The sequence below is a fragment of the Streptomyces sp. A3M-1-3 genome, from assembly GCF_024213665.1.
GTDB lineage: Bacteria > Actinomycetota > Actinomycetes > Streptomycetales > Streptomycetaceae > Streptomyces.
In genome coordinates this window covers 318755-338622 of sequence record NZ_JANAVP010000002.1, presented here as the reverse complement: position 1 = coordinate 338622, position 19868 = coordinate 318755, and the positions used below count along the sequence as shown (strand labels likewise).

Genomic DNA, 19868 nt, shown 5'->3' with positions numbered 1-19868 from the left:
AATGATCAAGAAGGTCGTCGCTGCTGCGGCTGCCACTGGTGGCCTGATTCTCGCGGGTGCGGGCATGGCCGTCGCCGACTCGGGTGCTCAGGGTGCGGCTGTGAAGTCCCCCGGCGTCCTCTCGGGCAACGTGGTCCAGGTGCCTGTTCACATCCCGGTGAACGTGTGCGGCAACACGGTCTCCGTGATCGGGCTGCTGAACCCCACCTTCGGCAACTACTGCGTCAACCACTGACGTTGCCACAACCCGTGAGGGTGTGAATCCCGGGCTGCCCCGGAGTGCGTTCCATGCGCTCCGGGGCCGCTGGGCATTTCCGCGTACGGGCAAGAAAGCCCGCACGCTTTCGGACGGCAGAAGGCAGGGAACGAACCAATGCGACAGGTCACGCGTAAAGGCCTGATCACCGTGGCGGCCGCCGGTGGCGTTATCGCCATGGGCGGCGGATACGCACAAGCGGATTCCGTGGCCAACGGCGGCGCCTCGAATTCGCCGGGGGTACTGGCCGGAAACTCGGTCCAGGCCCCGGTGCATGTCCCCGTCAACGCATGCGGCAACACCGTGAACGTGGTCGGGCTGCTCAACCCGGCCATCGGCAACAGCTGTGCCAACACCTCGGGCGGCAAGCAGGGCGGCAACCACGGTGGCGGTGCCACGGCTGAGGGCGGGACCAGTAACTCGCCCGGCGTCGGCTCCGGCAACAACGTCCAGGCGCCGGTCCACGTCCCCGTGAACGCCTGCGGGAACACGGTCAACGTGGTCGGGGGCCTCAACCCGGCCATCGGCAACGGCTGCGCCAACGACTCCGGGGTCGGCACACCGCCCGGCGGCTACCCGCCGGGCAACCCGGGGCACCCGGGCCCGGGTAAGCCGGGTAAGCCGGGCGAGCCCGGAAAGCCGGGGGAACCCGGTAAGCCCGGTGAGCCCGGTAAGCCGGGGGAGCCCGGTGAGCCGGGTGACGGAAAGCCGGGTGACGGGAAGCCGGGTGACGGGAAGCCGGGGACTCCGCAGAAGCCCGGCACGCCGTCCGAGCACGGCGGCCGACCGGGCACCGAACCTCGCGGCATCGACGCGCTCGCGGAGACCGGCGCCGGTTCGCTCGGCCTGGCCATCCCGGCGGGTGCCGGGCTGCTGCTGGCCGGTGCGGTGATCTACCGCCGGGCGCGCGCCGCCGCGTAACACCGCCGTCGGCGCAGCCGGAAGGGAGCGGGGCCCGCGGCCGCGAGGCCCGCTCCCTTCCACGCGTCACCAGGTGGCTCGCACCTGGCGGATGATCCGCCGGCGCAGCCGCACCCTGCGGCTGCCGTCCCGGTGCAGACTCAGTCGGTCCAACTCCCAGTGTCCGTACTCGGCATGGTCGGTCAGCAGACGGGTCGCTTCCTTGCGGGACACGCCGCGCGGTACGTACACGTCGACAAATTCGTATTCCGGCATCGCATCTATTGTGCGGGCAGAGGCCCGGTACGGATAGCGTCTGCACTATGTCTGATGCTGCTCAGCCCACCGCTGCCGAGGTACGCGCCGCCGCCGAGGCGGTCAAAGCCGCGCTCGACCGTCACCTCGAGGCGGTCGAGCACCGGTCGGGAGACGATGATCCGGCCGTGTACGCCGCGTTCAACGAACTGGCCGCGGCGGCCGAGGAGTACGACGAGGTGCTCTACGACCGTTACGACGAGGTGACCCCCTTCGAGATCCCCGGCACCGAGGACGCCCTGCCGTACACGGGGCCCGCGGAACCCGGCGCGATCAGCGTGATGATCCGGCGGGACTACATGGTCGTGGAGCCCCAGCGGCTGATCGCCCAGGCGGACCGGGTCGCGGCGGTCGACCGGGATGTGTGGCCCGCCGACGGGGCCGGGGCTGGCACGGCCCTCGGGGTGCTCTTCGGAGAGTACGAAGCGGATGAAATCGCCTCCCGCCACAAGGAGTTCGGGCTGGAGGAGGGTGACTCCACCCTCTGGGTGTCCGCCGCCGACGAGCCCTCGGAACCGGGCGAGTGGCTGAACGCGCCGTTCGACGAGGCCGACCCCCAGCGGGTGCTGTGCCGGTTCGATGTCAGCTCCGTCTTCGACGACGAGCTCGACGGTGACGAGGAGGAGCTGGAGGCCCTGGACGCCGACCGCTGAACCGGCCGGTCCGGGCCCGCGGCGGCGGTGCGCGGCGCGGGCCCGGCAGGATCATTCCTCGACGGCGCCATTCGGGGCCGGGGCCGAGGCAGGGGCCTGGGCTTGTGCCTGGGCTTGGGTGAGCAGCAGCGTGCGCAGCCGGGTGGTGCGGTCCCTGGGCAGGGTCTCGGCCACCGCCTTCGGCAGCGCCTGGTCCACGCCATGCACCACCGACAGATGCCGCTCGCCGCGGCCGAAGGCCGTGTAGACCCAGTCCCGAGACAGCGCCTGGGCCGCGTCGCCCGGCAGTACGACGACCACCGCGGGCCAGCGCGTCCCGACGGCCTGGTGTGCGGTGAGCGCCCAGCCGTGCCGCACGGCCTGCTCCACCCGCTCCTTCGGGACGACGACCGTGGTGCCCTCGCAGTCCAGGTGCAGGCCCTCGGCGTCCGCGGTGACCACGGTGCCCGGCAGCGTCCGGCCGGGCCCCGGCGCGTAGGCCACGCGGTCGCCCGGGTCGAAGCCCCCGAAGCGGCCCGGGCCCGGATTGAGGCGCTCCTTGAGTGCGGCGTTCAGGGCGTGTGTCCCCGCCGAGCCGCCATGGCCCGGTGTGATCACCCGGGTGCCTTCCGGCGGTACTCCGATCGCCCTGGGCACCGAGTCGGCCACCAGCTGCACGGTGCGGTGGACCGCCTCCCCGGCGTCGCGCACCGGCACGATCACGACCTCCTTGCCCGGCGCCTCCACCTGGTTCAGCTCACCGATCCCGACGCCCGAGACCAGCTCACCGAGCGGGCCCGGGTCCGGGGTGCGGGAGGTCACCTGCGGGCAGGCGCGGGCCGCCAGCAGATCGGCGAACACCCGCCCCGGACCGGCCGACCACAGCACACCGGGGTCACCGCTGAGGACCAGACGGGCTCCGTCCGGGACGGATTCGACCAGGGCCGCGGCCGTCTCCACATCCAGCTGGGGCGCGTCCAGCACGACCAGCAGATCGAGCTCGAAGGCGCCTTCCGCGTCCCGGCCCGGCCCTTCGGTCCCGGCCAGCAGTCCGGCGACGGTGACGGCCACCGGCTCCGGGCGGGCGGCCGGGCCCGCGATGCCCGCCGCCAGTCGGCGCTGCCCGTCCCTGGTGTGCGCCGCCGCGTACGCCCGCAGGCCGAGCGCCTGCGCCGCGGCGACCAGCGCCGCTGGTTCCGCGCGGGCGGCCTCGCCCCCGGTGTGTGTGACGAGTCCGCTGCCGGCGACTGTGCGGATCAGCTCGGCCGCGGACGGAGACGGCGCCGCGGTTGCGGCCTCCTCCCACTGCGTCGCGGTGGGACCGTCCGCCTCGCCGGCACCGAGTACGGAACCGAGGCGGACCAGCCCGTCCGCGAGGCTCTCCTCCGCCAAGGCGTACCGCTCCAGCCCGACGAGCACCCGGACCGGCTGCTGCTCCTCTTCACCGGAGTCCTGCTCCAGCGCGTCCTGGAAGACCAGCACACTCCCGTCGGCGATCGCGGTGTGCAGTGCCTCTTCCGGGTCCGGCACGGTGTACTGGGCGAGCGCGCCGGTGAGTACCGAGGACTCCAGTGCGGTGTGCCCCTTGGCTGCCGCCTGCTCCAGCAGCCAGCCCACCAGCGCCGTCGTCCGCTGCTGGTCGCCGGGCCCGCACTCCGTGCCCAGCAGGGCCCGGGCGAACCCGTCGGCCTGCGTAGGCCGTACGCCGCTCACTCCGAGGAGCTGCCACGGGTCTTCGCGCAGCACCTGCGCGGCGCCGTCCCCGAGCGCGGCGGCGACCTGGGGGGCGAGGGCGGCGGGCGCTCCGCCCTCGGTCAGTACGCTCCGCACCGCCTCGACCAGCTCGGGCGCGGGGCCCGTCGCCACGGGAACGGGACGGGCCTGCCGGGGTGGGGCCACGGGCGGGGCGGTCCGGCGCGGTACCACCGCCGGTGGCCTCTCCCCGCTCTCCACGGCCCGTACGGCGGCGAGCAGCTCGGCGGCGGTCCCGCTGAGCTTCGCACCGGCCTCCACGGGCCCCCCGCGCTCGGCCTTCCGCTGCTCGATGCGCTCACGAAGCGCCTTCTGAGCAGCCAGCTCAGCCTCAGCAGCAGACACCCCACCCCCGCCCTCGCCGGTACCCGCGCCCTCGCCGGTACCCGCGCCGTCCCGCCCGGCGCTCCCGCCGTCCACGGAGGTGCTCTCGTCCCGGGCGGCTCCCCCGCCTTCCGCGGCGGCACCCCCGTGCTCACCGGTGCCCGAACCCGCGCCGACGCTCTCGCCCTCGCCGGTGCCCGCGCCCTCGCCGGCGCTCTCCTCCTGGGCGGTGGGGGGCTCCTCTGTGGCGCGCTCCTCCTGGGCGGCGGCTGCCCGCGTGGCCTTCTCCGGCTCCCCGGCGGCAGCCGCCTCGGCCTCGCGCTCCGTACTCACAGCGTGCTCCAGTCCTGGTCGGGATAGCGGTGCACGGGCGCCGACACGTCGTCGAGCGCCTGGCAGATCTCGTCAGGAAGACTAAGGGCCTCCACTGACAACGCCGCCGTGAGCTGCTGCGCGTTGCGCGCGCCGACGATCGGGGCGGTGACTCCCGGCCGGTCGCGGATCCACGCCAGCGCCACCTGCAGCGGTGTCGCCGCCAGTCCGTCCGCCGCCGTGGCCACCGCGTGCACGATCCGGCTCGCCGCGTCGTCGAGGTACGGGGCGACGAACGGCGCCAGGTGCTCCGAGGCGCCCCGCGAGTCGGCAGGCGTGGCATGCCGGTACTTGCCGGTCAGTACGCCCCGGCCGAGCGGCGAAGAAGGCAGCAGCCCGATGCCCAGGTCGAGGGCCGCCGGCAGCACCTCCCGCTCCACGCCGCGCTGGAGCAGCGAGTACTCCATCTGCGTGCTGGCCAGCCGGGTCCGCACGCCGGGCGCGGCGAGCTGCCAGGTAGCGGCCTTGGCCAGCTGCCAGCCGCAGAAGTTCGACACGCCCGCGTACCGCGCCCGCCCGCTGCTGACCGCGATGTCCAGCGCCTGGAGGGTCTCGTCCAACGGCGTCGTCGGGTCGAAGGCGTGCACCTGCCACAGGTCGACATAGTCCGTCCCGAGCCGTTCCAGCGACGCGTCGAGCGCGGCCAGCAGGTGCCCGCGCGAGCCGTTGAAGCGCCGGTCGGGGTCCGGCACGCTGCCCGCCTTGGTCGCGATGACCAGGTCGCGCCGCGGTACGAGCCCCTCCACGAGCTGCCCGAGCAGGTACTCGGCGTCGCCGTCGCCGTACACGTCTGCCGTGTCGACCAGCGTCCCGCCCGCCTCCCAGAACGCCTTGAGCTGATCGGCGGCGTCGTGCTCGCCGGTGTCCCGGCCCCAGGTGAGGGTGCCGAGCCCGATCCGGGATACGCGCAGGCCCGTGCGGCCGAGGTGCCTCTGCTCCATGAGCGCTGAGATTACTGGCCAGGGGTCCACGCAGTGGGAGCCTGTGGACAAGTACTTGTCCTGACGGATCGCGCCCCGCGCGCTAGAGTCCCCCGCAACAAGGACGTTACTGATCGGTAAGGGGAGCGCTATGCGGCTCGGTATCAACCTCGGCTACTGGGGCGCGGGGATGGACGGCGACAATCTCGCGGTCGCCAAGGAGGCGGACAAGCTCGGCTACTCGGTCTGCTGGGCCGCCGAGGCCTACGGCTCCGACGCCCCCACCGTGCTCGCCTGGGTGGCCGCCCAGACCGAGCGTATCGACGTCGGCTCCGCCATCCTCCAGATCCCGGCCCGCCAGCCGGCGATGACCGCGATGACCGCCGCCACCCTCGACTCCCTCTCCGGCGGCCGCTTCCGGCTGGGCCTTGGCGTCTCCGGCCCGCAGGTCTCCGAGGGCTGGTACGGCGTCAAGTTCGACAAGCCCCTCGCCCGCACCCGGGAGTACGTCGACATCGTCCGCAAGGCGATGACCCGCGAGCGGCTCTCGTACGAGGGCGAGCACTGGACCCTCCCGCTGCCCGGCGGGCCGGGCAAGCCACTCAAGCTCACCGTCCACCCCCAGCGCGAGCACATTCCGCTCTACATCGCCGCGATCGGCCCCAAGAACCTCGAGCAGACCGGCGAGATCGCCGACGGCGCCCTGCTGATCTTCCCCTCCGCCGACCACCTCGAGGACACCGCGATCCGGCACATCCGCGCGGGCCGCGAGAAGGCCGGCAAGACGATGGAAGGCTTTGACGTCTGCCCGACGCTGCCGCTCGCGGTCGGTGACGACGTGAACGCCCTGGCCGACATGTTCCGTCCGTACACCGCCCTGTACGTCGGCGGCATGGGCAGCCGCAAGCAGAACTTCTACAACCAGCTCGCGCAGCGCATGGGATACGAGAAGGAAGCCGCCGAGATCCAGGACAAGTACCTCTCGGGCGACAAGGACGGCGCGGCCGCCGCGATCCCGCACCAGCTGATCGACTCGACGACGCTGCTCGGCTCCGTCGACCGCATCGCCGAGCGGATGCACGCGTACGCCGCGGCCGGGGTCACCACCCTGACGCTGGCCCCGGCCGGCTTCACGCTCGACGAGCGACTCACGGCCCTGCGCGCCGGTACCGAGGCCCTGGAGCGCGCCGGGATCGCGTAGCAGTCCCCGCTGAAGTCCGCGGCCGTGGTGGGGGCTCGGGGGTCTTCCCCGCCACGGCCGTCATGGGAACAACGCGCGGGAGCCCGCTCGGTTACGCACCTGGACGCGCCGTGTTGTCCCTCGTTCGGCGGAGTAGTCCGACGCAGCTGTTGCCTGCCGCCCGTATCCGCATTTGACTCGTTCTTTGCGGACGCCTGCATGGAGGTGGCAGTGATGCTCTCGGCCCGAAGCCTGTTCCAGGAGATCCTCGACAGCGACGACTCCTTCCAGCTCTTCTGCTCCATCGCGGCCAGCGGCGAAACCCAGGGCGGCTGGGAGAACGCCCGGATCGCGGCCCTCGTACCCGCGAGCATGAGTGTCCTCACCCCGAAGATCACCCGGCACGGGGCCGACGAGGACAAGCACGGGCGGATCTTCAACGCCCTGCTGAAGAAGCGGAACCTGGAGCCGGTCCCGGTCCCGCCGGAGACCGACTACACGATGCTGCTCGAACGGCAGGGCATCGGACTGGCCCACGACAAGCTGCGCCGGGACGAACCGCTGACCGAGGACGACATCGTCGTCTACCTCTCGCACAGCCGGGTCACCGAGCAGCGGGCAGCCGACCAGATGGACATGCTGGTGAAGAACTTCGGGGACCACCCCGAGGTCGGCAGGGCCATCAGGCTGATCTGCAACGACGAGGACAACCACCTCGCCTACTGCCACGAGGAGTTGCTGCGGCTGGCCCGGGAGGGGCACGGCCGCACGATCCACCGCGTCCTGCGGGAGAGCGCCCTCGCCGAGATCAGGATCTACCGCGACGTGAGCCTCGCCGTCATGGAGCACATGGGCCGTCTCCTGCACTGGCCCAAGGCGAAGTCCACGGCCCTCGCGGCCGGTATCCACGCCATGTACGCGTACGAGCGCTTCGGCGGCTGGCACCGGATGGTCAGCCTGAAGCAGCCCGAACGGCGCAACGCCCTCGGCGGACCGGCGACCTCCGCGGCGGAGTTCGCCTGAGCTCCCGGCGGGGAGAGGTGCAGGGGCCGGCGCTCAGAGCCAGCCCCGGCGTTTGAACAGCCGGTACAGGCCGAAGACCGCCCCGGCCATGACGAGCAGCACCATGGGATAGCCCCAGCCCGTCGCCAGTTCCGGCATGTGCTCGAAGTTCATGCCGTAGATGCCCGCCACCATCGTCGGCACCGCCGCCATGGCCGCCCACGCCGAGATCTTCCGCATGTCGTTGTTCTGCCGCACACCCATCTGCGCCAGATGGGCGGCCAGCGCGTCCGAGAGCAGCCGGTCGAGTCCCTCGACGTATTCGTTGGCGCGCGTCAGGTGGTCGGCGACATCGCGGAAGAACGGCTGGGAGTGCTCGTCCACGAACGGCACACCCGCGCCCGCGAGCCGGTCCATAGGCCCGGCCAGCGGCCCGGCCGCCCGCCGGAACTCCAGCACCTGGCGCTTGAAGTTGTAGATCCGCGCGGCGGTGTTCCTGGAGTCGCCGCCACTCGGCTCGAAGACGTCGGCCTCCAGCTCCTCCAGGTCCACCTGGAGCTCCGCGGCCACGTCGATGTAGTGGTCGACGACCGCGTCGCTCACCGCGTACAGCACCGACGTCGGACCGTGCCTGAGCACCTCCGGCTCGGCCTCCAGCCGGTGGCGTACGGCGGCCAGCGGGGCACCCTCGCCGTGCCGGACCGTGACCACGAACGAGTCGCCGATGAACAGCATCAGCTCGCCCGTGGTGACCGTGTCCTCCTTCTCCTCGTACATGACCGGCTTGAGGACCACGAAGAGCGAGTCGTCGTACACCTCGAGCTTCGGACGCTGGTGAGCCGTCAGCGCGTCCTCCACCGCCAGCGGGTGCAGGCCGAACTCGCTGCGTACGAGGTCGAATTCCTTCTCCGTCGGTTCGTGCACCCCGATCCAGAGAAACGCGTCGCCCGTGGCCCGTGCCTCGTCCAGGGCGTCCGAGAAGTCGGAGGGGCCCTCGATCCGGCGCCCCTCCCGGTAAATGGCGCAGTCCACAATCACGCGCGCATTCTTCCCCGCCCACCGCCCGGCACGCACCTTCTGCCGCCCGACACCCCCCTCCGGCCCCCGGCAGCCTAGGCTGGCGGCCATGGCAACGCTGATCCTCGTACGGCACGGACGTTCGACCGCCAACACCGCGGGACTGCTCGCCGGCTGGACGCCGGGTGTCGCCCTGGACGAGCGCGGTGCCGCCCAGGCCGCCGCTCTGCCCGGCCGGCTCGCCGCGGTGCCGCTGGCCGCGGCCGTCACCAGCCCCCTCCAGCGCTGCGGGGAAACCCTGCGGCCGCTGCTCGACGCACGCCCCGAGCTGCCCCTGCACACCGACGAGCGCATCGGCGAATGCCACTACGGCGACTGGTCCGGACGCAAGCTCGCCGAACTCGCCGACGAGCCGCTGATGACCGTCGTCCAGCAGCATCCCTCGGCGGCCGCCTTCCCCGGCGGCGAGTCCATGCGCGCCATGCAGGCCCGCGCCGTCGAGGCCGTTCGGGACTGGAACGAGCGGATCGAGCAGCAGCACGGCGAGGACGCCGCCTATCTGATGTGCTCGCACGGCGACATCATCAAGTCCGTGGTCGCCGACGCGCTCGGCATGCATCTCGACCTATTCCAGCGGATCTCGGTGGAACCCTGTTCCGTCACGGCGATCCGCTACACCCGGCTGCGCCCGTTCGTCGTACGGCTCGGGGACACCGGGGACCTCGCCTCCCTGGCGCCGGCGCAGCGCGAGACCGACAACAGCGGGGAAGCGGTGGTCGGGGGCGGCGCGGGCGCGGCGTGATCGCCGGGCGCAGTAGGGTGGACGGGCTGAAAGCCGGTGCAGTGACGGTCCGGCAGCTGATGCAGTCGATTTAGATCCCCACGCGGTACAGATCCCCACGCAGACCCCCAACGCCGAAACCTCTGGAGACTGGACGTGTCCCGTCAGGTGTTCCTCTACGACCCGCCGGACCGCTTCGTGGCCGGTACGGTCGGGCTGCCTGGGCGCCGTACGTTCTTCCTGCAGGCCTCGTCCGGGCCGCGCGTCACCAGCGTCGCCCTGGAGAAGACGCAGGTCGCCGCGCTCGCCGAGCGCATCGACGAGCTGCTCGACGAGGTGGTGCGCCGCACCGGCGGCAGCGCACCGGTACCGGCCGTCGCGCCCACCGAGGTCGCGGACACCGCCCCCCTCGACGCGCCCGTCGACGAGGAGTTCCGGGTCGGCACCATGGCGCTCGCCTGGGACGGCGACGAGCAGCGCATGATCGTCGAGGCACAGGCACTGGTGGAACTGGACGCCGACACCGAGGAAGACCTCGCGGAGGCGGAGGAGCGGCTGCTCCAGGACGAGGAGAACGGTCCGCCCATGCTGCGCGTGCGGCTGACCGGCGTGCAGGCCCGCGCCTTCGCCAAGCGCGCCCTCGACGTCGTGAACGCCGGCCGCCCGCCGTGCCCCCTGTGCAGCCTGCCGCTCGATCCGGAGGGACATGTATGCCCGCGCCAGAACGGATACCGGCGCGGAGCATGAGCGCGGCGGACGAGGTCACTGTGCTCACCGGGCCGGCTGTGCCCCCCTCGCCCCCTGATCTCAAGGTGCTCGACAGGGGCGAGCTCACCGTGCGGGGACGGATCCGCGAGGCGTCGAACGCGGCGCTCTACTGCATGGCGGAGTACGAGGGCCGGCAGGTCACCTGCATCTACAAACCCATCGCCGGCGAGCGCCCGCTGTGGGACTTCCCCGACGGCAACCTCGCCCAGCGCGAGGTGGCCGCATACGAACTCTCCGAGGCCACCGGATGGGCGCTGATCCCACCCACCGTGCTGCGTGACGGTCCCTACGGCGAGGGCATGTGCCAGCTGTGGATCGAGGCCGACCCCGAGGCCGCCCCGCTGCTGAGCCTCGTCGAGGCCGACGAGCCAGGAAATGGCTGGAAGGCGGTGGCCTTCGCCGAGGTGGGCGAGGGGCGCACGGCGCTCCTGGTGCACGCCGACGACGAGCGGCTGCGCCGGCTGGCCGTCCTGGACGCCGTGATCAACAACGGTGACCGCAAGGGCGGGCATCTGCTGCCGGCCGCCGGGGGGCGGCTGTACGGCATCGACCACGGCGTCTCGTTCAACGCCGAGGACAGACTGCGCACGCTGCTGTGGGGCTGGGCGGGCGAGCCGCTGACGCCGGAGGCGGTGGAGGTGCTGGCCCGGCTGGACACCGCACTGGCCGAAGGCGGCCCTCTCGCCACCCGACTGGCCGAGCTGATCACCGCGGCGGAACTCGACGCGGTGCGCGAGCGAGTGGCGGAGATGCGTATCAGCGGGCGCCACCGGGAGCCCTCCGGCCAGTGGCCGGCGATCCCCTGGCCACCGGTGTAGCCACCAGCGCACGGCGGCGGGAAAGTCAAGAGCGCCGATCACGCCAAGAGCGCAGATCCGGTTCGTGTACGGAACATGCCCCCGGTTAGGCTCATAGGCATGCATGCCTGGCCCGCTTCTGAGGTTCCCGCCCTGCCCGGCAAGGGCCGCGACCTCCAGATCCACGACACCGCGACCCAGGGGACGATCACCCTCGACCCCGGTCCCGTCGCCCGTATCTACGTCTGCGGCATCACTCCGTACGACGCGACCCACATCGGTCACGCGGCGACCTACAACGCGTTCGACCTCGTTCAGCGCGTGTGGCTCGACACCAAGCGGCAGGTTCACTACGTCCAGAACGTGACGGACGTCGACGACCCCCTGCTGGAACGGGCCATCCGCGACGGACACGACTGGACCGAGCTCGCGGAACGCGAGACGGCGCTGTTCCGCGAGGACATGACCGCCCTGCGGATGCTTCCGCCGCAGCACTACATCGGCGCCGTGGAGGCGATACCGGGGATCGTGCCGCTCGTCGAGCGGCTGCGGGACACGGGTGCCGCCTATGAGTTGGACGGGGACGTGTACTTCTCCGTCGAGTCGGACGCCCGCTTCGGCGCGGTGTCCAACCTGGACGCCGAGGCGATGCGGCTGCTGTCCGCCGAGCGCGGCGGCGACCCGGACCGTCCGGGCAAGAAGAACCCGCTCGACCCGATGCTCTGGATGGCCGCCCGTGAGGGCGAGCCGAGCTGGGACGGGGGGACTCTGGGCCGCGGCCGGCCCGGCTGGCACATCGAGTGTGTGGCCATTGCCCTCGACCACCTCGGCATGGGCTTCGACGTACAGGGCGGCGGCTCCGACCTCGCCTTCCCGCACCACGAGATGGGCGCTTCGCACGCGCAGGTGCTGACCGGTGAATTCCCGTTCGCCCAGGCGTACGTGCACGCCGGGATCGTCGCGCTGAACGGCGAGAAGATGTCGAAGTCCAAGGGCAACCTGGTCTTCGTCTCCAAGCTGCGCCGCGACGGTGTGGACCCGGCGGCGATCCGCCTGACGCTCCTCGCCCACCACTACCGCGCCGACTGGGAGTGGAAGGACGATGTGCTCGACACGGCCGCCCAGCGGCTCGGCCGGTGGCGCGCCGCCGTGTCGCGTCCCGACGGGCCGTCCGCCGACGCACTCGTCGAGGACATCCGCGAGGCGCTTGCGAACGACCTGGACGCCCCGGCCGCGCTGGCCGCGGTCGACCGCTGGGCCGCCCTTCAGCAGTCCGAGGGCGGTACGGACGAGGGGGCGCCCGGCGTGGTCTCGCGCGCCGTCGACGCACTCCTGGGCGTCGCCCTGTAGGGCCGCCCCCTCATCACCACCGGCCTCGCGCCGTCCCACTCACCGCCGCCCCCGGATCTCTTCGGAGTCTGGGGGCGGTTCCGTTTTATCCATGGCTGAATGCTCGTTTCTGCGCTAAACACGCTCCATGCAATCACCAATGCGCACGAGAGCGGCGGTCATGGGAGCCCTGCTCGGTCTGCTCGCGGTGTTCGCGGGACCGGGAAGCGCTCAGGCCGAACCGCCTGTCACGACCGTCGGGGACGTCACCGGCTTCGCGGCCGACGGCTCCGTCTACCGGCTGACAGCCGGCCGGGCCGAGGCCCGCGTCAGCTTCGTCACCCCGGATACCTTCCGTCTCGAACTCGCCCCCAACGGCGAGTTCACCGACCCGACCGGCGCCGACATCGTCCAGCCGCAGGGCAAGCCGCCCGCCACCCGCTGGAAGGACAGCGGAGACCGCTACGAACTGAGCACCGCCAAGGTCACGCTGCGGGCCTACAAGTCCCCGCTCCGGTTCGCCCTGCACCGCGCCGACGGCACCGAGGTCTGGGCCGAGAGCAGGGGACTGACCTGGACCGCGAACACCACCACACAGAGCCTCGCGCGCGGCGGAGACGAGCAGTTCTACGGCGCCGGCATGCAGAACGGCCGCGGCAACACCTCACACCGCGGCAAGACCGTCGAGGTCGGCGTCGACTACAACTGGAACGACGGCGGCCACCCCAACTCCGTTCCCTTCTACCTCTCTTCGGCCGGCTACGGCGTCTACCGCAACACATACGCGCCGGGCACCTATGTCTTCGGTGAGCCGGTGACCACCACCGCCAAGGAACAGCGCTTCGACGCCTACTACTTCGCGGGCGCGAGCGCCAAGGACGTCATCGGGCAGTACACCAAGCTGACCGGCCGGCCCTTCCTGCCGCCCATCTACGGGCTGGAGATCGGCGACGCCGACTGCTATCTGCACAACGCCAACCGCGGCGAGCGGCACACCCTGGACGCGCTGAAGGTCGCCGACGGGTACGTCGAGAACGACATGCCGAACGGCTGGATGCTGGTCAACGACGGCTACGGCTGCGGCTACGAGAACCTCGCCGAGACCGCCAAGGGCCTTAAGGACCGCAAGATGCAGCTGGGCCTGTGGACCGAGGACGGCATCGACAAGATCGCCGACCAGGTCAAGGCAGGACAGCGGGTCGCGAAGCTGGACGTCGCCTGGGTCGGCGCGGGCTACAAGTTCGCCCTCGACGGCTGCAAGGACGCGTACAAGGGCATCGAGGACCACAGCGACGCCCGCGGCTTCACCTGGGCGCCGGAGAGCTGGTCGGGCGCGCAGCGCTGCGGAGTCCAGTGGTCCGGCGACCAGTCGGGCACCTGGGAGTACATCCGCTGGCAGATCCCGACCTACGCGGGCGCGAGCATGTCCGGCCTCGCCTACACCACCGGCGACGTGGACGGCATCTTCGGCGGCAGCGCCAAGACGTACACCCGCGACCTCCAGTGGAAGATGTTCCTGCCGGTCACGATGACCATGGACGGCTGGGCCGCGAAGGACAAGCAGCCCTTCCGGTACGGCGAGCCCTACACCTCCGTCAACCGCGACTATCTGAAGCTGCACGAGTCGCTGCTGCCCTACATGTACTCGTACGCGCACGAGGCGACGAAGACCGGCGTCGGTCCGGTCCGCCCGCTCGTCCTGGAGTACCCGGACGACCCCAAGGCGGCCACGGACGCGGCCAAGTACGAGTTCCTGAGCGGCGAGGACTTCCTGGTGGCGCCCGTCTACCAGGACTCCACCCGCCGCGACGGCATCTACCTCCCGAAGGGGACGTGGATCGACTACTGGAGCGGACGGACGTACGAAGGGCCGGTCACCGTCGACGGCTACAGCGCGCCGCTCGACACCCTGCCGCTCTTCGTGAAGGCCGGGGCCACCGTCCCGATGTGGCCGGGCATCCGCTCGTACGCCGACCGCACCGCCGAATCCCCGCTGGCCTGGGACATCTACCCGCAGGGGAAGTCCTCGTTCACGATGTACGAGGACGACGGCGTCACGCGCGAGCACCGCGCGGGCAAGTACGCCACCCAGCGCGCCGACGTCGAGGCACCGCGGCGCGGCGCGGGCGATGTGAGCGTCCGGATCGGTGCGAGCAAGGGCGAGTTCACCGGCAAGCAGACCAAGCGCCCGTACCTGTTCAGCGTGCACACCGGGGATGCGCCGGGCTCGGTGGAGCTCGACGACCGCAGGCTGCCGAGGCTCACCTCCAAGGCGGCGTACGACAAGGCCGCCCAGGGCTGGTGGTACGACCAGGACGACCGCGGCGGCGTGGTGAAGGTCAAGACCGCGGCGCTGCCCACCGACCGGGGCTTCGAGCTGGAGCTCGAGGACACCAGCGCGGTCGGCGGCGCGGTGCCGGGCGCCGGCGCCGTCGTCTCCGCCCCGGCCGGCCAGGAACTCGGTGCGGGCGCGCCGGGCAAGGTGGCCGTCGACGTCACGGCGGGCAGCCGGGACGCCACCGGTGTCGAGGTCTCCGTGACCGCCCCGGCGGGCTGGCAGGTCACCCCGGCCCCGCCCGTGGACCGGATCCCGGCGGGCACCACGCGGCGGGTCGAGGTGTCCGTCACCCCGGCCAAGGACGCCAAGCCGGGGGAGGCGACGCTCACCGCGACCGCACGCCACCGGGCGGCCGGCACGGACCGTACCGCCGTAGACCGGTTCGCGGTCGGGGTGATGCCCGAGCCGCCGGCCGCCGACGCCTGGGCGAGCGACCTGGTGTGGCTGAAGTCGGCCAATGGCTGGGGCCCGCCCGAACGCGACCGCAGCAACGGGGAGTCGGGCGCGAACGACGGCCGCACACTCACCCTCGCCGGGAAGACGTACGAGAAGGGAATCGGAGCCCACGCCGACTCCGACATCGAGATCTACGTCGGCGGCCGCTGCACGGCCTTCGCCGCCGACGTCGGCATCGACGACGAGATCAACGGCTACGGCGAGGTCGCCTTCTCGGTCGAGGCGGACGGCAAGGTGCTGTGGACCTCGCCCAAGCTGACCGGGGCGTCCGCGACCGTGCCCGTGAGCGTCGGTCTGACCGGTGCGAGGCATGTGCGTCTCAAGGTCACCGACACCAACGGGTCGAAGTCCGGGGACCACGCGGACTGGGCGGCAGCGCGCTTCAGCTGCGCATGAGTTGACGTGCCGGGCGGGGGCTGCTCCGCCCGGCACCGCTCGTTCCGTGATGAGGTGGGAGCGTCTGTCGGACCAACAGTCGGATCGAGCGGACACCGGACGGCCGTGCGCTGCTGGTGGTCAACACCGTCGCCGGCGGCGGCGGGCTGATGCGGGTCGACCCAAGGACGGGCGTCGCCCGATGTGGCGTGACCGGATCTACCTCGATCTTGGCCAGTGCTCCCCCGCTTACGGGGGAGGTGAAGGCCATCCCTCGGAGCTGCGACGCGGAGCGTCGCAGCTCCCTCATAGAGTGCGAACGTCCGCCAGCGACAACCAAGTTGGCGAAACTCGGCAGGTCGCCGACCTGCCCGGCGGTCGGGAGGATCGTCGTACGGACGGACGTAAGAGCCGTCAAACCCTTCGGAGCGATCCAGACGGGAATCTCCCGCCCTCGGGCGGGAGAGAGCTTCAACTGCCCAACGCCCGCTTCGACGTGGAGCCGACGCCGGACGCCGAGTACGACGTGGTGTCCGTACCCCGGGTCTGACAGCAGTGGGGGCGGTGCCGGCCCGGCACCGCCCCCACTGTCTTCTGCTGTGGTTACTCCTCGTCGGCGTCCTCGGGACCGCTGTCCTCGCTCTCCGCGCTGTCGGGCTTCTCCGCGCGCGGCGGTCTGGGCGGACGGGTGCGCCCGCTGGAGGTGTCGCGGAGATACGAACCGTCGCCGCCGTCCGTGGCGTGGCCGCCGGGGGCCTGCCCGGGGCCGGGGCCGCCGTCACGCCGCCGCAGATAGCGCTCGAACTCCCGGGCGATCGCCTCGCCGGTCGCCTCCGGCAGCTCCGCGGTGTCCCGCGCCTCCTCCAGCGTCTGGACGTACTCGGCCACCTCGCTGTCCTCGGCGGCCAGTTGGTCCACGCCCAGCTGCCAGGCCCGCGCGTCCTCGGGCAGTTCGCCCAGCGGGATACGCAGATCGATCAGGTCCTCCAGGCGGTTGAGGAGGGCGAGCGTGGCCTTCGGGTTGGGCGGCTGCGACACGTAGTGCGGCACCGCGGCCCACAGACTCACCGCCGGCACACCGGCGTGCGTGCACGCCTCCTGGAGGATTCCCACGATGCCCGTGGGCCCCTCGTACCGGGTCTCCTCCAGATCCATGGTCCGCGCGAGGTCCGGGTCGGAGGTGACTCCGCTGACCGGTACCGGGCGGGTGTGCGGGGTGTCTCCGAGCAGGGCGCCCAGGATCACCACCATCTCGACGCCCAGTTCATGGGCGAAGCCGAGGATCTCATTGCAGAACGAGCGCCATCTCATGGACGGCTCGATACCGCGCACCAGGACGAGGTCGCGCGGCTTGGCTCCACCGATGCGGACCACGGACAGCCGGGTGGTGGGCCAGGTGATCTTCCGCACCCCGTCGTCCAGCCACACGGTGGGCCGGTTGACCTGGAAGTCGTAGTAGTCCTCGGCGTCGAGGGCGGCGAACACCTCGCCCTTCCACTCCCGGTCCAGATGTGCGACCGCGGTGGAGGCGGCGTCGCCTGCGTCGTTCCAGCCCTCGAACGCGGCCACCATGACCGGGTCGATCAGCTCGGGCACCCCCTCGAGCTCGATCACCCAGTGCCTCCTTCCGAAGTTCTCTTGCGTACGGGCCAAGCCTACGGCTTGCGCCGACCCTGATCGCATGACGACGGAAGGTCCGATGTCCACATCCGCCTGTGCCACCTTGCAATTGGCCGTCGGTGTGATGAGGCTGGATGGTGTCCGGCTGCCGCTGGGAGTGAGTCATGCGCATCGACGCCCATCACCACCTCTGGGACCTTTCCCGCCGCCCCCAGCCGTGGATGGACGGTCCATGGGCGGACCCGCTGCGGCGCACCTTCGCTCCGGCCGATCTCGAGCCGGAACTGACCGCGCACGGCGTCGACATGAGCGTCGCCGTCCAGACGAGCACCTCCTACGACGAGACCCGCGACCTCCTCGCCACCGCCGGCGGATCCGGGTGGATCGCCGCCGTCGTCGGCTGGGCCGACCTCACCGACCCGGGGCTGCCCGCCGTACTGGCCGGGCTGCGGTCCGCCCCCGGCGGTGACCGGCTGCGCGGCATTCGCCACCAGGTGCAGGACGAGCCGGACCCGCTCTGGCTGGTACGGCCCGAGGTCCGCCGGGGCCTCGCCGCCGTTGCGGACGCCGGCCTGGTGTACGACCTGCTCGTCACCCCGCGCGAGCTGCCGGCCGCGATCGAGGCCGTACGGGAGGTGCCGCAGCTCACCTTCGTACTCGACCACGCCGGGAAGCCGGCGGTCGCGGAGCGGCTGTGGCAGCCCTGGGCGGACGGCATCACCGAGCTGGCCGGTGAGCCGCACGTGAGCTGCAAGCTGTCCGGGCTGGTCACCGAGGCCGACTGGCAGAAATGGCGCCCGCAGGAGGTGCTGCCGTACGCCCACCACGTCCTCGACGCGTTCGGCCCGCACCGGGTGCTCTTCGGGTCCGACTGGCCGGTGTGCACGCTGGCGGCCGACTACCGGGAAGTGCTGGCCCTCGCGGAACAGGCCACCGCCCATCTCACCGTCCTGGAACGGGCGGCGGTGTTCGGTGACACCGCCGCCCGCGTCTACGGGCTCGAGACCGCCTGGAGACGGCCCGGAGACGCTGCCCAGAGCCGTCGACCGCCGGAACACGGCTGAGGGGCGGCCCGCCGGTGCGGACCGCCGCTCAGCCGTATCCCCGTGTCAGGCCCTGCGGCCCAGCATGTCCTCGACCTTCGCGCGGACGTCGTCGGTGTCCAGGCCGCGGATCGTCAGCGTCGTACGGCGGCGCAGCACATCGTCCACCGTCTCGGCCCACTCGTGGTCCCGGGCGTACACGACCTGCGCCCAGATCTCCGGACCGTCCTCGTGGATCCGCTCGCCGAGCGCCGGGTCCTCGTTCACCAGGCGCGCGATGTCGAACGACAGCGAGCCGTAGTGCGAAGCCAGGTGACGCGCGGTCAGCGGGTCCATCCGGCTCCCCGGCTCGCGGTCCACCAGCAGCCGGTGCGCGACCGCGTTGGGGTTGGCGACACCGGGCAGCGGGACCCGGCGTACCAGGGACGACACCGGTTCCATGTCCTCGCTCAGCGGGCTGCCGGGCAGCTTCGCCAGCTTGTCCATGACCACCCGGCCGATGTGCCGGTACGTCGTCCACTTGCCACCCGCGACGGACAGCATGCCGCCGCGGCCCTCGGAGACGACCGTCTCGCGCTTGGCCTTCTCCACACCGCCGGGCCCGCCGGGCAGCACCCGCAGGCCGGCGAAGGCGTACGTCATCAGGGAACGGTCCAGGTCCGCGCCCTGTACGGAGAAGGCCGCCTCGTCCAGGATCTGCTGGATGTCGGACTCGGTGGCCCGCACGTCCGCCGGGTCGCCCTCGTACTTCTCGTCGGTCGTACCGAGCAGCAGCTGGTCCTCCCACGGCAGGGCGAACGTGATGCGGTACTTGTCGATCGGGGTGGCCATGGCGGCCTTCCACGGCGACTTGCGCTTCATCACGATGTGCGCGCCCTTGGAGAGGCGGATGGACGGCATGGAGTGCTTGTCCTCCATGCGCCGCAGGTGGTCGACCCACGGACCCGTCGCGTTGAGCACGACGCGCGCGTTCACGCCGAACTCGGTGCCGTCGAGCCGGTCCCTGAGTTCCGCGCCCGAGACCCGGCCGTGCGTTATCCGCAGCCCGGTGACCTCGGCGTGGTTCAGCACGACCGCACCGGACTCGACGGCCGCGCGGACCGTCATGACGGCGACCCGCGAGTCGTTCATCTGGTGGTCGTAGTAGACCGCGACGGCCTTGAGGTTGTCCGTCTTCAGACCGGGGTTGCCAGCCACCGCCTTGGCCGGTGATATGACCTTGCCGATTCCGTCACCGAAGGCGGACAGCGCCGAGTAGGCGAAGACGCCGGCGCCCAGCTTGGCGGCGCCCACCGGCCCGCCCTTGTAGACCGGCAGGTAGAAGGTGAGCGGGTTGACCAGGTGCGGGGCCACGTCCTTGGCCAGTACACGCCGCTCGTGGTGGTTCTCCGCCACCAGCCTGACCGCGCCGGTCTGCAGGTAGCGAAGACCGCCGTGGACCAGCTTGGAGGAGGCGGAGGAGGTGGCGCCGGCGAAGTCACCGGCGTCCACCATCGCCACCCGCAGCCCCGACTGCGCCGCATGCCAGGCCACCGAGGTGCCCAGGATGCCGCCGCCTATCACCAGGAGGTCGTACGTGGCCTTGGCCAGCCGCTCCCTGGTCTCGGCACGGCCCGCCACAGGCGATGCCGTACGTGAACCGGCAGTCGGGTGCGTCCCGAGGGCCGGGACGCTCTGCAGGGTGCTCATGT

17 protein-coding genes are annotated in these 19868 nt (G+C 71.6%); 11 read left to right on the top strand and 6 right to left on the bottom strand.

Going from position 1 to position 19868, the window contains the following annotated elements:
* The first annotated feature begins 1 nt into the window (after nt 1).
* Both chpH and NLX86_RS03505 read left to right on the top strand, forming a co-directional pair.
* Nucleotides 2-235 carry a chaplin ChpH gene (chpH, locus tag NLX86_RS03510; RefSeq protein ID WP_254370054.1) on the top strand — a complete coding sequence of 78 codons (234 nt, stop codon included), beginning with the start codon at nt 2-4 and terminating at the stop codon, nt 233-235.
* A gap of 138 nt (nt 236-373) precedes the next feature.
* A complete protein-coding gene (locus NLX86_RS03505) occupies nt 374-1177 on the top strand; it encodes a chaplin (RefSeq protein ID WP_254370053.1) in 804 nt (267 codons plus the stop codon).
* A 66-nt stretch (nt 1178-1243) separates the two neighbouring features.
* Here NLX86_RS03505 and NLX86_RS03500 read toward each other — a convergent pair whose 3' ends face one another.
* Complete coding sequence (locus NLX86_RS03500) at nt 1244-1432, bottom strand: DUF5703 family protein (protein ID WP_005319466.1); 189 nt, start codon at nt 1430-1432, stop codon at nt 1244-1246.
* A gap of 47 nt (nt 1433-1479) precedes the next feature.
* Between NLX86_RS03500 and NLX86_RS03495 the strand changes: the two genes are divergently transcribed.
* Nucleotides 1480-2124, top strand: a complete 645-nt coding sequence (locus NLX86_RS03495; RefSeq protein ID WP_254370052.1) for a hypothetical protein — start codon at nt 1480-1482, stop codon at nt 2122-2124.
* Nucleotides 2125-2175: 51 nt separating this feature from the next.
* On the opposite strand, the gene NLX86_RS03490 is transcribed toward NLX86_RS03495, so the two are convergent.
* Nucleotides 2176-4512 carry a helix-hairpin-helix domain-containing protein gene (locus tag NLX86_RS03490; RefSeq protein WP_254370051.1) on the bottom strand — a complete coding sequence of 779 codons (2337 nt, stop codon included), beginning with the start codon at nt 4510-4512 and terminating at the stop codon, nt 2176-2178.
* Nucleotides 4509-5492, bottom strand: a complete 984-nt coding sequence (locus NLX86_RS03485) for an aldo/keto reductase (RefSeq protein ID WP_254370050.1) — start codon at nt 5490-5492, stop codon at nt 4509-4511. Before NLX86_RS03485 ends, NLX86_RS03490 begins: the two co-directional genes overlap by 4 nt.
* A 130-nt stretch (nt 5493-5622) precedes the next feature.
* Between NLX86_RS03485 and NLX86_RS03480 the strand changes: the two genes are divergently transcribed.
* Nucleotides 5623-6672, top strand: a complete 1050-nt coding sequence (locus NLX86_RS03480) for an LLM class F420-dependent oxidoreductase (RefSeq protein ID WP_254370049.1) — start codon at nt 5623-5625, stop codon at nt 6670-6672.
* Between the two features lie 213 nt (nt 6673-6885).
* Nucleotides 6886-7674: a ferritin-like domain-containing protein gene (locus tag NLX86_RS03475; protein WP_254370098.1), complete on the top strand. Its 789-nt coding sequence runs from the start codon at nt 6886-6888 to the stop codon at nt 7672-7674.
* Between the two features lie 33 nt (nt 7675-7707).
* On the opposite strand, the gene corA is transcribed toward NLX86_RS03475, so the two are convergent.
* Complete coding sequence (corA, locus tag NLX86_RS03470; protein WP_254370048.1) at nt 7708-8691, bottom strand: magnesium/cobalt transporter CorA; 984 nt, start codon at nt 8689-8691, stop codon at nt 7708-7710.
* Nucleotides 8692-8779: 88 nt separating this feature from the next.
* Here corA and NLX86_RS03465 point away from each other — a divergent pair, with 88 nt between their 5' ends.
* From NLX86_RS03465 to NLX86_RS03445, 5 genes are all read left to right on the top strand, one after another.
* The gene (locus NLX86_RS03465) at nt 8780-9472 is read left to right on the top strand and encodes a histidine phosphatase family protein (RefSeq protein WP_254370047.1); all 693 of its coding nucleotides are present in this window, start codon (nt 8780-8782) and stop codon (nt 9470-9472) included.
* 135 nt (nt 9473-9607) lie between these two features.
* Nucleotides 9608-10198 (top strand): DUF3090 domain-containing protein, encoded by a 591-nt coding sequence (locus NLX86_RS03460; protein ID WP_254370046.1) that lies wholly within the window; start codon nt 9608-9610, stop codon nt 10196-10198.
* Nucleotides 10162-11037 (top strand): SCO1664 family protein, encoded by an 876-nt coding sequence (locus NLX86_RS03455; protein ID WP_254370045.1) that lies wholly within the window; start codon nt 10162-10164, stop codon nt 11035-11037. Before NLX86_RS03460 ends, NLX86_RS03455 begins: the two co-directional genes overlap by 37 nt.
* A 99-nt stretch (nt 11038-11136) precedes the next feature.
* Nucleotides 11137-12366 (top strand): cysteine--1-D-myo-inosityl 2-amino-2-deoxy-alpha-D-glucopyranoside ligase, encoded by a 1230-nt coding sequence (mshC, locus tag NLX86_RS03450; protein WP_254370044.1) that lies wholly within the window; start codon nt 11137-11139, stop codon nt 12364-12366.
* A gap of 127 nt (nt 12367-12493) precedes the next feature.
* Complete coding sequence (locus NLX86_RS03445) at nt 12494-15535, top strand: NPCBM/NEW2 domain-containing protein (protein ID WP_254370043.1); 3042 nt, start codon at nt 12494-12496, stop codon at nt 15533-15535.
* 582 nt (nt 15536-16117) lie between these two features.
* On the opposite strand, the gene NLX86_RS03440 is transcribed toward NLX86_RS03445, so the two are convergent.
* Nucleotides 16118-17128: a PAC2 family protein gene (locus tag NLX86_RS03440; protein WP_254370042.1), complete on the bottom strand. Its 1011-nt coding sequence runs from the start codon at nt 17126-17128 to the stop codon at nt 16118-16120.
* Between the two features lie 170 nt (nt 17129-17298).
* Between NLX86_RS03440 and NLX86_RS03435 the strand changes: the two genes are divergently transcribed.
* Nucleotides 17299-18198, top strand: coding sequence for an amidohydrolase (locus tag NLX86_RS03435; RefSeq protein WP_254370041.1), 900 nt, complete (start codon nt 17299-17301; stop codon nt 18196-18198).
* 45 nt (nt 18199-18243) lie between these two features.
* Here NLX86_RS03435 and NLX86_RS03430 read toward each other — a convergent pair whose 3' ends face one another.
* On the bottom strand, nt 18244-19866 hold the full coding sequence (locus NLX86_RS03430) for a glycerol-3-phosphate dehydrogenase/oxidase (RefSeq protein WP_254370040.1): 1623 nt from the start codon (nt 19864-19866) through the stop codon (nt 18244-18246).
* Nucleotides 19867-19868: the final 2 nt, after the last annotated feature.

What these genes read in the sequence shown, in the direction of transcription:
- chpH (WP_254370054.1), top strand. Translation starts at nt 2, where the DNA reads ATGATCAAGAAGGTCGTCGCTGCTGCGGCTGCCACTGGTGGCCTGATT.
- NLX86_RS03505 (WP_254370053.1), top strand. Translation starts at nt 374, where the DNA reads ATGCGACAGGTCACGCGTAAAGGCCTGATCACCGTGGCGGCCGCCGGT.
- NLX86_RS03500 (WP_005319466.1), bottom strand. Translation starts at nt 1,432, where the DNA reads ATGCCGGAATACGAATTTGTCGACGTGTACGTACCGCGCGGCGTGTCC.
- NLX86_RS03495 (WP_254370052.1), top strand. Translation starts at nt 1,480, where the DNA reads ATGTCTGATGCTGCTCAGCCCACCGCTGCCGAGGTACGCGCCGCCGCC.
- NLX86_RS03485 (WP_254370050.1), bottom strand. Translation starts at nt 5,492, where the DNA reads ATGGAGCAGAGGCACCTCGGCCGCACGGGCCTGCGCGTATCCCGGATC.
- NLX86_RS03480 (WP_254370049.1), top strand. Translation starts at nt 5,623, where the DNA reads ATGCGGCTCGGTATCAACCTCGGCTACTGGGGCGCGGGGATGGACGGC.
- NLX86_RS03475 (WP_254370098.1), top strand. Translation starts at nt 6,886, where the DNA reads ATGCTCTCGGCCCGAAGCCTGTTCCAGGAGATCCTCGACAGCGACGAC.
- NLX86_RS03465 (WP_254370047.1), top strand. Translation starts at nt 8,780, where the DNA reads ATGGCAACGCTGATCCTCGTACGGCACGGACGTTCGACCGCCAACACC.
- NLX86_RS03455 (WP_254370045.1), top strand. Translation starts at nt 10,162, where the DNA reads ATGCCCGCGCCAGAACGGATACCGGCGCGGAGCATGAGCGCGGCGGAC.
- mshC (WP_254370044.1), top strand. Translation starts at nt 11,137, where the DNA reads ATGCATGCCTGGCCCGCTTCTGAGGTTCCCGCCCTGCCCGGCAAGGGC.
- NLX86_RS03445 (WP_254370043.1), top strand. Translation starts at nt 12,494, where the DNA reads ATGCAATCACCAATGCGCACGAGAGCGGCGGTCATGGGAGCCCTGCTC.
- NLX86_RS03435 (WP_254370041.1), top strand. Translation starts at nt 17,299, where the DNA reads ATGCGCATCGACGCCCATCACCACCTCTGGGACCTTTCCCGCCGCCCC.
- NLX86_RS03430 (WP_254370040.1), bottom strand. Translation starts at nt 19,866, where the DNA reads ATGAGCACCCTGCAGAGCGTCCCGGCCCTCGGGACGCACCCGACTGCC.